General features: G+C 43.8%; 9 protein-coding genes. All 9 read right to left on the minus strand.

The window, feature by feature from the left end; translation table 11 throughout:
* Positions 1-52: 52 nt before the first annotated feature.
* Positions 53-4,279, minus strand: coding sequence for a DNA-directed RNA polymerase subunit beta' (rpoC, locus tag DK866_RS18925; protein ID WP_109410156.1), 4,227 nt, complete (start codon positions 4,277-4,279; stop codon positions 53-55).
* 122 nt (positions 4,280-4,401) lie between these two features.
* Complete coding sequence (gene rpoB / locus DK866_RS18930) at positions 4,402-8,430, minus strand: DNA-directed RNA polymerase subunit beta (protein WP_072071066.1); 4,029 nt, start codon at positions 8,428-8,430, stop codon at positions 4,402-4,404.
* Between the two features lie 351 nt (positions 8,431-8,781).
* Positions 8,782-9,147 carry a 50S ribosomal protein L7/L12 gene (rplL, locus tag DK866_RS18935; protein WP_023583093.1) on the minus strand — a complete coding sequence of 122 codons (366 nt, stop codon included), beginning with the start codon at positions 9,145-9,147 and terminating at the stop codon, positions 8,782-8,784.
* Between the two features lie 63 nt (positions 9,148-9,210).
* Positions 9,211-9,708 (minus strand): 50S ribosomal protein L10, encoded by a 498-nt coding sequence (rplJ, locus tag DK866_RS18940; RefSeq protein ID WP_088494388.1) that lies wholly within the window; start codon positions 9,706-9,708, stop codon positions 9,211-9,213.
* A 326-nt stretch (positions 9,709-10,034) separates the two neighbouring features.
* Positions 10,035-10,736 (minus strand): 50S ribosomal protein L1, encoded by a 702-nt coding sequence (rplA, locus tag DK866_RS18945; RefSeq protein WP_109410157.1) that lies wholly within the window; start codon positions 10,734-10,736, stop codon positions 10,035-10,037.
* Between the two features lie 4 nt (positions 10,737-10,740).
* Positions 10,741-11,169, minus strand: coding sequence for a 50S ribosomal protein L11 (rplK, locus tag DK866_RS18950; RefSeq protein WP_088494387.1), 429 nt, complete (start codon positions 11,167-11,169; stop codon positions 10,741-10,743).
* Positions 11,170-11,315: 146 nt separating this feature from the next.
* Positions 11,316-11,861 (minus strand): transcription termination/antitermination protein NusG, encoded by a 546-nt coding sequence (gene nusG / locus DK866_RS18955; protein WP_004246900.1) that lies wholly within the window; start codon positions 11,859-11,861, stop codon positions 11,316-11,318.
* 7 nt (positions 11,862-11,868) lie between these two features.
* A complete protein-coding gene (secE, locus tag DK866_RS18960) occupies positions 11,869-12,246 on the minus strand; it encodes a preprotein translocase subunit SecE (protein ID WP_023583091.1) in 378 nt (125 codons plus the stop codon).
* A gap of 273 nt (positions 12,247-12,519) precedes the next feature.
* A partial coding sequence (locus DK866_RS18965; RefSeq protein WP_170110801.1) for a hypothetical protein occupies positions 12,520-12,637 on the minus strand: 118 nt, incomplete at its 5' end.

Here is a 12,637-nt window from a genome sequence, read left to right on the forward strand (position 1 = left end):
ACAAAAAATGCCCTCACAATGGAGGGCATTTCAATCTAATCTAAATTAGATTTTAGTCTTTTAATCCACCAAAACCAGCATTCAGTAATTCTGCTAAGTTAGCAGATGCTTCATCAGCACTGATTGTTGTTTCAGTTTCATCTGTCGGCAGTTGTGATTGACGACGCTTCATACGATCTTGGTGATACGCATATCCAGTACCAGCTGGGATCAAGCGACCAACAATAACGTTTTCTTTCAAGCCACGTAATTCATCACGTTTACCCGCTACCGCAGCTTCCGTCAGAACACGAGTTGTTTCTTGGAACGATGCAGCAGAGATGAAGGATTCTGTTGCCAGAGATGCTTTCGTGATACCTAACAGGTCACGAGCATACGTTGCTGGTACTTTACCATCATCTTCCAGAACACGGTTTGATACTTTAACGCGAGCGTATTCAACCTGTTCACCTTCGAGGAACTCAGAGCTTCCTGCGTTCGCAATGGTGACTTTACGTAGCATCTGACGAACGATAACTTCGATGTGTTTATCGTTAATCTTAACGCCTTGTAAACGGTAAACTTCCTGTACTTCGTTAGTGATATAGCGAGTAACCGCGTGAACACCACGTAAGCGCAGAATGTCGTGTGGTGACTCTGGACCATCGGAGATAACATCACCGCGTTCCACAACCTCACCTTCGAATACGTTAAGCTGACGCCATTTAGGGATCATCTCTTCGTATGCATCGCTACCGTCTAATGGAGAAATAACTAGACGACGTTTACCTTTAGTCTCTTTACCGAACGATACAATACCGCTGATTTCAGCAAGGATTGCAGGCTCTTTCGGACGACGAGCTTCAAACAGGTCAGCAACGCGTGGCAGACCACCGGTGATATCTTTAGTACCGCCAGATTCTTGAGGAATACGCGCTAAAGTGTCACCTGCGTTAATTGTAATGCCATCGTCTAACTGAACAATTGCTTTACCTGGCAGGAAGTACTGTGCTGGCATATCAGTATTCGGGATCAATACATCTTTGCCTTGTGCATCAGTGATGCGCAATGCTGGACGTAAATCTTTACCGCTACCTGTACGCTCTGCTGAATCCAGAACAACCAGTGAAGAAAGACCTGTTAATTCATCTGTTTGACGTGTGATAGTTTGACCATCAACCATGTCAGCAAAACGAATGATACCAGATACTTCACTCACAACTGGCATTGTATGTGGATCCCAGTTAGCAACAGTTTCGCCACCGTTAACCGCTTCGCCATCACCTTTCGCTAATTGAGCACCGTAAGGCACTTTGTAGCTTTCTTTCGTACGACCGAATTCGTCAATTAAACGTAATTCTGTGTTACGAGAAGTGATAACTAATTTACCTGCAGTATTGGTAATGAACTTCGCATTGAACAGCTTCAGAGTACCTTTATTACGTACTTGAATGCTAGATTCTGCCGCCGCACGAGATGCCGCACCACCGATGTGGAACGTACGCATCGTTAACTGTGTACCTGGTTCACCGATTGACTGTGCCGCGATAACACCGATAGCTTCACCTTTGTTGATGATATGACCACGAGCAAGGTCACGACCATAACATTTAGCACATACACCGAAGTCTGTGTTACAGGTTACAACTGAACGTACTTTCACGCTGTCAACTGAGTTTTCTTCTAACAGGTCACACAGTTTTTCGTTTAACAGGGTGTTACGTGGAACAAGAATATCGGCAGTACCTGGTTTCAGAATATCTTCTGCAGCTACACGACCTAATACACGTTCACGCAGTGGCTCTTTAACATCTCCACCTTCGATAACCGGAGTCATCATAACACCTTCGGTTGTACCACAGTCGTCTTCTGTGACAACTAAGTCTTGTGCAACGTCAACTAAACGACGAGTCAAGTAACCGGAGTTTGCTGTTTTCAGTGCGGTATCCGCAAGACCTTTACGAGCACCGTGGGTTGAGATGAAGTACTGGAGTACGTTCAGACCTTCACGGAAGTTCGCTGTGATTGGTGTCTCGATGATTGAGCCATCTGGCTTAGCCATCAGACCACGCATACCTGCTAACTGACGGATCTGAGCTGCAGAACCACGAGCACCGGAGTCAGCCATCATAAAGATGCTGTTGAAAGATACTTGTTGTTCTTCTTCACCATTACGGTTAATAACGGTTTCAGTAGACAGGTTTTCCATCATCGCTTTTGCTACGCGCTCATTCGCCGCAGCCCAAATATCGATGACTTTGTTGTAACGTTCGCCAGCTGTTACCAGACCGGATTGGAACTGTTCCTGAATTTCTGCAACTTCTGCTTCTGCTTCTGCAATGATCTCTGCTTTTTTCGCAGGGATAACCATGTCATCGATACCTACTGAAGCACCTGAACGTGCAGCGTAAGCAAAACCGGTATACATGATTTGGTCAGCAAAAATAACAGTTGGCTTCAAGCCCATTACGCGATAACAGGTATTAAGCATTTTAGAAATTGCTTTCTTACCTAATGGTTGGTTAACCAGCGCGTAAGGTAGGCCTTTTGGTACGATCATCCATAAAATAGCTCGACCAACAGTTGTGTCTTTTAAGCTAGTTTCAGTAGTGATGTTACCTTCGCCATCTTTGATCTCTTCAGTGATACGTACTTTAACGCGTGCGTGTAAAGAGGCTAAACCAGCGCGATAAACGCGTTCAGCTTCTTTAGGACCACTTAGCACCATGCCTTCACCTTTGGCATTGATGCAGTCACGAGTCATGTAGTAAAGACCTAATACAACGTCCTGTGAAGGAACGATGATTGGGTCACCACTTGCTGGAGACAGGATGTTATTTGTTGACATCATCAGCGCACGAGCTTCTAGCTGTGCTTCTAATGTCAATGGTACGTGAACCGCCATTTGGTCACCATCGAAGTCGGCGTTATATGCCGCACAAACGAGTGGGTGTAACTGAATAGCTTTACCTTCGATAAGGATTGGTTCAAATGCCTGAATACCTAAACGGTGAAGTGTTGGTGCACGGTTTAGCATCACTGGGTGTTCACGGATAACTTCATCTAAGATATCCCAAACAACCGCTTCTTCGCGCTCAACCATTTTTTTAGCGGCTTTGATTGTTGTCGCTAAACCACGGGTTTCCAGTTTTCCGTAAATAAATGGTTTGAATAACTCAAGAGCCATTTTTTTCGGTAGACCACACTGATGCAGACGCAGGTATGGACCAACGGTGATTACAGAACGACCAGAATAGTCAACACGTTTACCTAACAGGTTTTGACGGAAACGACCTTGTTTACCTTTGATCATATCAGCCAAAGATTTCAGAGGACGTTTGTTAGAACCTGTGATCGCACGACCACGACGACCGTTATCTAATAACGCATCCACAGACTCTTGTAACATACGTTTTTCATTACGCACGATGATGTCTGGAGCTGCTAAATCAAGCAGGCGTTTTAAACGGTTGTTACGGTTGATCACACGACGATATAAATCGTTCAGGTCAGATGTCGCAAAACGACCGCCATCAAGTGGAACCAGTGGACGTAAGTCTGGTGGTAACACAGGCAGTACAGTTAAGATCATCCACTCAGGTTTATTGCCTGATTGCATGAACGCTTCAAGTAACTTGATACGTTTAGTCAGTTTCTTACGTTTAGTTTCAGAGTTAGTTTCGTTTAACTCTTCACGTAGCGTTTCACACTCTTGTTCCAGATCCATGCTCTGTAACAGGTTCTGAACAGCTTCTGCACCCATCTTCGCATCAAATTCGTCACCGAATTCTTCTAATGCATCAAGATATTGCTCTTCTGTTAAGATTTGGCCACGTTCAAGGCTGGTCATCCCGCCTTCAACAACAACGTAAGATTCAAAATACAGTACACGTTCAATATCGCGCAGTGGCATATCCAGCAGCAGACCGATACGGGACGGCAGTGATTTCAAGAACCAAATGTGAGCAACTGGAGAAGCTAATTCGATGTGACCCATACGTTCACGACGAACTTTAGTTTGTGTAACTTCAACGCCACACTTCTCACAGATAACACCACGGTGTTTTAAACGTTTGTATTTACCACACAAACATTCGTAATCTTTTACTGGTCCGAAAATACGGGCACAGAAAAGACCGTCACGTTCTGGTTTGAACGTACGGTAGTTAATTGTTTCTGGCTTTTTAACTTCACCAAATGACCATGAACGGATCATATCAGGTGATGCCAGAGCAATTTTGATCGCATCAAACTCTTCGGTCTTGGTTTGCGCTTTCAGAAACTTTAATAAGTCTTTCACGAAATGGCTCCTGTCGGAGTTAGACCTGCCAGGCAAATGACCCCTGTCATTCACCCCTTTAAACCAGTGTAGTCACTGTTTGACAGACTGCCATTTCTAGCAGTCTGTCTATATGGAATCCGTTATTCGTCTTCCAATTCGATGTTGATACCCAGTGAACGGATCTCTTTCAACAATACGTTGAACGACTCTGGCATACCTGGTTCCATCTGATGGTTACCATCAACGATGTTTTTGTACATTTTGGTACGACCGTTAACGTCATCCGACTTAACAGTAAGCATTTCTTGAAGAGTATAAGCTGCACCGTATGCTTCCAGTGCCCACACTTCCATCTCCCCGAAACGCTGTCCACCAAACTGAGCTTTACCACCAAGAGGTTGCTGAGTAACTAAGCTGTACGAACCGGTAGAACGGGCGTGCATCTTATCATCAACTAAGTGGTTCAGTTTCAGCATGTACATGTAACCAACAGTTACTGGACGCTCAAATTGTTCACCTGTACGACCATCGAAAAGTGTAATCTGACCAGAAGTTGGAAGATCAGCTAATTTCAGCATCTCTTTAATTTCCATTTCTTCTGCACCATCGAACACAGGTGTTGCGGTTGGCATACCTTTTTTCAGGTTTTCAGCCAGACGTAACACTTCTTCATCGCTGAAGGTGTCCAGATCAACTTTCTGACGAGGTGCCATACCCAGATCGTAAGCTTTCTGGATAAATTCACGTAATTTAGCAACTTCTTGTTGCTGTTTCAGCATCGCGTTGATCTTATCACCGATACCTTTAGCAGCCATACCCAAGTGAGTTTCAAGGATCTGACCGATGTTCATACGTGATGGTACACCTAGTGGGTTCAGTACGAGGTCTACTGGATTACCGTTTTCATCGTATGGCATGTCTTCAATTGGGTTAATCTTAGAGATAACACCCTTGTTACCATGACGACCCGCCATCTTATCACCAGGTTGGATCTGACGTTTAACTGCCAGGTAAACCTTAACGATTTTCAGCACGCCTGGTGCTAAATCATCGCCTTGAGTGATTTTACGACGTTTGGCTTCCAGTTTCTTCGCGAACTCAGCTTTCAGTTCATCATACTGTTCAGCTAATTGTTCTAACTGGTTTTGCTTCTCTTCATCCGCAATACCCAGTTCTAACCAACGTTCACGAGGTAATTTATCTAATTTCTCAGCTTCAATACCGCCAGCAATCAGAACACCACGGATACGAGCGAATAAACCAGCTTCAAAGATACGCAGTTCTTCAGTTAAGTCTTTCTTAACTTCACGTAACTGTGATTCTTCGATTTCTAATGCACGTTTATCTTTTTCTACGCCATCACGGGTGAAGACTTGTACATCGATAACTGTACCAGACACACCATTAGGAACACGCAGAGAAGAATCTTTAACATCAGACGCTTTCTCACCGAAGATAGCACGTAGCAGTTTCTCTTCTGGAGTCAGTTGAGTTTCACCTTTAGGTGTTACTTTACCAACCAGAATGTCACCACCTTTCACTTCAGCACCGATATAAACGATACCTGATTCATCCAGTTTAGATAACGCTGCTTCACCAACGTTCGGGATATCAGCAGTGATCTCTTCAGGCCCTAACTTAGTATCACGAGAGACACAAGCGAGTTCTTGAATGTGGATAGTAGTGAAACGGTCTTCTTGAACAACACGCTCAGATACAAGGATGGAGTCCTCGTAGTTATAACCATTCCATGGCATAAATGCCACGCGCATGTTTTGACCTAATGCTAACTCACCAAGGTCTGTTGAAGGACCATCAGCTAACACGTCACCGCGATCAACAGGTTCACCTAAAGATACGCAAGGCGTTTGGTTAATACATGTGTTCTGGTTAGAACGGGTGTATTTAGTCAAGCTGTAGATATCGATGCCCGCTTCACCAGCGTAAGTTTCTTCTTCGTTAACTTTGATAACGATACGAGAAGCATCAACATACTGAACAACACCGCCACGTTTAGCAACCGCAGTAACACCGGAGTCAACCGCTACAGCACGTTCCATACCTGTACCTACTAGTGGTTTATCACCACGAAGTGTAGGAACAGCCTGACGTTGCATGTTCGCACCCATCAATGCACGGTTGGCGTCATCGTGTTCAAGGAATGGGATCAGTGAAGCACCGACAGAAACAACCTGTTGGGTTGAAACGTCCATGTACTGAACTTGGTCACGACTAAATAAGCTTGACTCACCTTTATGACGGCAAGTAACTAATTCTTCAACGAAGTGATTGTCATCGTCTAATACGGAGTTAGCCTGAGCAATGATGAAGTTACCTTCTTCGATTGCAGACAGATAGTGAATTTCATCTGTTACAGCGTTGTTTTCAACAACACGGTAAGGCGTTTCAAGGAAACCGTACTCGTTAGTCTGTGCATAAACAGATAATGAGTTGATAAGACCGATGTTTGGACCTTCAGGCGTTTCGATTGGACACACACGACCGTAGTGAGTTGGGTGTACGTCTCGAACTTCGAAGCCTGCACGTTCACGGGTCAAACCACCTGGGCCTAATGCAGAAATACGACGTTTGTGCGTAATTTCTGATAGCGGGTTATTCTGATCCATAAACTGTGATAACTGGCTAGAGCCAAAGAACTCTTTGACAGCAGCAGAAATCGGTTTTGCGTTGATCATATCTTGTGGCATTAATGCATCAAGATCGCCTAAAGACAGACGCTCTTTAACTGCACGTTCAACACGCACCAGACCAACACGGAATTGGTTTTCAGCCATTTCGCCAACAGAACGAATACGACGGTTACCTAAGTGGTCGATATCATCCACTTCACCTTTACCATTACGGATATCAATCAGTTTTTTCATTACTTCAATGATATCTTCTTGGCTCAGGATGCCAGAACCTTCAACTTCGTCACGGCTTAACGAACGGTTGAACTTCATACGACCTACAGCAGAAAGATCATAACGATCTTCAGAGAAGAATAAGTTCTCAAATAAGTTTTCTGCAGCTTCGCGTGTAGGTGGCTCACCAGGACGCATCATGCGATAGATTTCAACTAACGCGCTTAAGCGATCGTTTGTAGGATCGACGCGAACAGTTTCTGAAATATAAGCACCATGATCTAAGTCATTGGTAAACAGAGTTTCAATTGTTTTATGACCAGCTTGACTTAAGCGAGCTAACACATCTAAAGAGATTTCCATGTTAGCAGCACAAATCAGTTCACCTGTCGCTTCATCAATATAGTCACGAGCAACCACTTTACCTGCAATGTATTCAACAGGTACTTCAATGCGGTCAACTTGCTCTTTTTCTAATTGACGAATATGGCGAGCGGTAATACGACGGCCTTTTTCGACATACACTTTGCCGTTTGCTTCAATATCAAATGAAGCAGTTTCACCACGCAGACGTTCAGGCACTAATGTCATCATCAGCTTGTTGTTGCTGATTTCAAACAATGTTTTTTCGAAGAATAAACCTAAGATTTCTTCAGTGCTGTAGTTCATTGCGCGTAAAATGATAGTCGCAGGTAATTTACGGCGACGGTCAATACGGACAAAAAGGTTATCTTTAGGGTCGAATTCAAAGTCTAACCATGAGCCACGATAAGGGATAATACGTGCGTTATACAGTACCTTACCTGAAGAGTGTGTTTTACCTTTGTCACTATCAAAGAACACACCAGGGCTACGGTGTAACTGGGAAACGATAACACGCTCAGTACCATTGATAACAAAAGTACCATTATCGGTCATTAATGGGATTTCACCCATATAGACTTCTTGTTCTTTGATGTCTTTAACGGTGCCTTCTGGGGCTTCACGTTCATAAATGACTAGACGCAGTTTTACACGCAGAGGTGCTGAGTAAGTTACACCGCGGATCTGACATTCTTTAACATCAAAAACAGGCTCGCCTAAGCGGTAGCTGACATATTGTAATTCAGCATTACCACTGTAGCTTTGGATAGGAAATACGGAACGGAAAGCTGCTTCCAGACCGTTTTGACCATCAGGATCTTGCTCGATGAACTTCTGGAACGAGTCAAGTTGGATAGAAAGGAGATAGGGAACATCCAGAACTTGTGGACGTTTACCAAAATCCTTACGAATACGTTTTTTCTCGGTATAGGAGTAAACCATAGGGTTCCTCAGCTCGCTGAAAAGTGACCCACTCTGCCTGTCCTTAACTTTTTAAGGATGGCTCGACATTCTGATAACACTATTTTTTTGTAGGTAGGAAAACAACTATTTTCCGAATATTCATTGCTATTACTCTTAAATCATTTCATTGTGTCGAGCTCACTACCGAGCTTTCGAGAACGTGGATCGTAGTGATTAACACAGTATATTAAGTCGTCAATAGCAAAAAATATTGAAGTAATGAGACACCAAAAAAGTGTGAAAAAGTGACTCTTACCTTACAGCGCAAAAAGGCTGGTGACCAAAAAATCACCAGCCATCAGCCGTTAGGCTGCACTCTGGGAAGTTAAATTATTTAACTTCAACCTCAGCGCCTGCTTCTTCCAGAGCTTTCTTCAGAGCTTCAGCATCATCTTTGCTTACGCCTTCTTTCAGAGCTGCTGGTGCAGATTCTACTAAGTCTTTAGCTTCTTTCAGGCCAAGACCGGTAGCGCCACGTACTGCTTTGATTACTGCTACTTTGTTACCGCCGATAGCTTTCAGGATAACGTCAAATTCAGTTTTCTCTTCAGCAGCTTCTGCTGGACCCGCAGCAACAGCAACAGCTGCAGCAGCAGATACACCGAATTTTTCTTCCATCATAGAGATCAGTTCAACAACGTCCATTACAGACATTTCAGCAACTGCGTTTAAGATATCGTCTTTAGAAATAGACATAACAAGTGTTCCTAAAATTCAGAAAAAGTTTATACGTAAATAAAGCAACGAAGAAATTGGCTATTAAGCAGCTTCTTTCTGATCGCGCAGAGCAGCCAGAGTGCGAACCAATTTGCCTGCAGAGGCTTCTTTCATGGTTGCCATCAGGCGTGCGATTGCTTCATCGTAAGTTGGGAGTGTAGCCAGACGATCGATGTTCGAACCTGGGATAAACTCACCTTCAAAGGCAGCCGCTTTAATCTCGAATGCTGGGTTCGCTTTCGCGAATTCTTTGAACAGACGAGCTGCAGCGCCCGGATGTTCAGCAGAAAATGCAATCAAGGTTGGACCAACAAATGCATCTTTCAGTACTTCATAAGAAGTACCTTCAACAGCACGACGCAGAAGTGTGTTACGTACTACACGTACAGTAACGCCAGCTTCACGACATGCTTTACGCAGTTCGGTCATTTTAGCTACAGTAACGCCACGGGAATCCGCAACAACTGCAGAAAGCGCACCTTTGGCAACTTCGCTGACTTCAGCAACAATCGCTTGTTTGTCTTGAAGATTTAGTGCCATTAGCTTCTTGCTCCTGGATTAACCGAGTAAAAACTCGGGACTCACATCACTTATGACCACAATGGTATAAGCGCTAAAACACGGTGAGTAGAATCCAGAATATATAATTCTTTATTGGCTCTCTCACCGTCTACGCAGGAAAATTAAGTAATTACTTACACCTGCGGTCTTGGACGGGGTCTGGATAGGCCAGACTCCAACCGAAATTCAGAGAATTTAGTTATGCAGACTTAAACAAAATACCACATAGCTAAACTCAAGGCGTCAAATTCTATACAAATTTGACGCCAAGGTAAAGTCTTTTATGACTTTAGTCTAATCTAAGATTAAACTGTCGCGCTCAAGCTAGCTTGATCAATAGCAACACCTGCACCCATAGTGGTAGACAGGCTTACTTTCTTGATATAAACGCCTTTCGCTGCAGATGGTTTTGCTTTTTTCAGCGCAACCAGCAGAGCTTCTAAGTTTTCTTTCAACTGTTCTTCGTTGAAATCAACTTTACCGATAGTGGTATGGATAATACCATTTTTGTCGTTACGGTAACGAACCTGACCAGCTTTAGCATTTTTAACTGCTTCAGCAACGTTAGGAGTTACAGTACCCACTTTCGGGTTTGGCATTAAGCCACGTGGGCCAAGGATTTGACCTAATTGACCTACAACGCGCATTGCATCTGGAGATGCGATAACAACGTCAAAGTCCATTTCGCCAGCTTTAACTTTAGCAGCTAAGTCGTCCATACCGACTAATTCAGCGCCTGCTTCTTTAGCAGCTTCTGCATTTGCACCTTGTGCGAATACAGCAACGCGAACTGAACGGCCAGTACCGTGTGGAAGTACAGTTGCACCACGAACGTTTTGATCTGATTTACGTGCATCGATGCCAAGGTTAACAGCAACGTCAACGCTTTCAACGAATTTAGCAGTAGCCAGTTCTTTCAGTAAAGCAACAGCTTCAGTGATTTCGTACTGTTTAGTTACTTCAACTTTTTCACGGATATTGCGCATGCGCTTGGTTAGTTTAGCCATCAGATTAATCCTCCACTACCAGGCCCATGGAACGAGCAGTACCTTCGATTGAACGCATCATAGCTTCAACGTCAGCACCAGTCAGGTCCGCAGCTTTAGTTTCTGCGATTTCACGAACTTGAGCAGAAGTAATTTTACCTACTTTCTCTTTGTTCGGTTTACCAGAACCTGATTTCACGCCCGCAGCTTTCTTCAGCAGAACTGCTGCTGGAGGAGTTTTGGTAACGAAAGTGAAAGAACGGTCAGCGTAAACTGTAATAACAACAGGAATTGGTAAGCCTTTTTCTACGCTTTCAGTTTTAGCGTTGAATGCTTTACAGAATTCCATGATGTTAACACCTTGTTGACCCAGAGCTGGACCAACTGGTGGACTTGGATTAGCCATACCTGCAGAAACTTGCAGTTTGATATAGGCTTGGACTTTCTTAGCCATTAATTAATTCCTCAATTTGGGTATATCGCCCGGCTAGGGCTCCCCGATTTTACTTTGTTCTGCCTTATGGCAAAACAACTCAAAACGAAAGGTGGAAAATTGTAGATAACTTTTCCACCTTTTGCAAGAAAGCAACGTAAAAAGGTTTAACCTTTTTCAACCTGACTAAAGTCTAACTCAACTGGTGTTGCACGACCGAAGATTGATACAGAGACTTTTAAGCGGCTTTTTTCGTAATCAACTTCTTCAACAACACCGTTAAAGTCAGCGAATGGACCATCGCTAACACGAACCATTTCACCTGGTTCAAACAGTGTTTTAGGACGTGGTTTATCACCAACTTGTTGTAAGCGATTCATAATCGCATCAACTTCTTTATCGCTAATTGGTGCAGGTCTGTCAGACGTTCCGCCAATGAATCCCATAACACGAGGTACATTACGTACTAAGTGCCAAGTTGCATCATTCATGACCATTTGGACAAGAACATAGCCTGGGAAAAATTTACGCTCACTTTTGCGACGTTGACCGCTACGGATCTCAACCACTTCTTCGGTTGGAACCATAACTTCGCCGAATGAGTCTTCCATTTCGTTTAATTTGATATGTTCACGCAGAGACTGTGCAACACGGCCTTCAAAGCCCGAAAATGCCTGAATGACATACCAGCGTTTTTTTGGAGAATCAGTCATGAACACCTCACAGGCCAGTAATAAATGAAACAAAACGAACCAGAATGCCATCCAGTCCCCAAAGAACTAATGACACAATAGCCGTCACTGCAGCAACAATCAGGGTTGTTTGCAATGTTTCTTGACGTGTTGGCCATACTACTTTACGCATTTCAATGCGCGCTTCGCGAGCAAATGCTAATGTTGCTTTACCTTGTGTTGTCCACAACGCGATCCCACCCGCTGCTACGAACAAAGCAACAACAGCTAAAGCTCGTAACGCTAGGTTAAATTCACGGTAAAGATAGTTGCCACCCACTGCTACTGCCAGCAATAAAACGGTAATGATCCACTTAGCGATATCACCACCGCGTTTGCTATCTTGAGCTCCGCTATTCGCACTCATAAATTAACCTGTCATATGATGTAAATAAATAGCCAGCTTGCCTCGCAAGAGCAAAACAAATCAGACTAACCATAAAATCAACTATGATTGCATCTGACACAGTGTCATATCTCTATGACATTCGTATCTGCAAGATACTGGACTCGATTCGTTGTATCAGAGCCTATCTCACCAATAATTTCCATCAAACTAGTGATGAGATAGGTTCTTTTTCAAACAACGCATAAAAAGGGCATCAATTGATGCCCTTCTCTAGGAGAATTACGCGAGTAATTAACCTAATACTTTAGCAACAACGCCCGCACCTACTGTACGGCCACCTTCACGGATAGCGAAACGTAAACCGTCGTCCATCGCGATTGGGTGAATCAGTTCAACGATCATGTTGATG

Origin of the sequence: Proteus genomosp. 4 str. ATCC 51469 (assembly GCF_003144375.1) — a bacterium.
In the GTDB taxonomy this organism is placed as follows: Bacteria; Pseudomonadota; Gammaproteobacteria; order Enterobacterales; family Enterobacteriaceae; genus Proteus.

What these genes read in the sequence shown, in the direction of transcription:
- nusG (WP_004246900.1), bottom strand. Translation starts at nt 11,861, where the DNA reads ATGACTGATTCTCCAAAAAAACGCTGGTATGTCATTCAGGCATTTTCG.
- rplL (WP_023583093.1), bottom strand. Translation starts at nt 9,147, where the DNA reads ATGTCTATTTCTAAAGACGATATCTTAAACGCAGTTGCTGAAATGTCT.
- rplK (WP_088494387.1), bottom strand. Translation starts at nt 11,169, where the DNA reads ATGGCTAAGAAAGTCCAAGCCTATATCAAACTGCAAGTTTCTGCAGGT.
- rpoB (WP_072071066.1), bottom strand. Translation starts at nt 8,430, where the DNA reads ATGGTTTACTCCTATACCGAGAAAAAACGTATTCGTAAGGATTTTGGT.
- secE (WP_023583091.1), bottom strand. Translation starts at nt 12,246, where the DNA reads ATGAGTGCGAATAGCGGAGCTCAAGATAGCAAACGCGGTGGTGATATC.
- rplA (WP_109410157.1), bottom strand. Translation starts at nt 10,736, where the DNA reads ATGGCTAAACTAACCAAGCGCATGCGCAATATCCGTGAAAAAGTTGAA.
- rplJ (WP_088494388.1), bottom strand. Translation starts at nt 9,708, where the DNA reads ATGGCACTAAATCTTCAAGACAAACAAGCGATTGTTGCTGAAGTCAGC.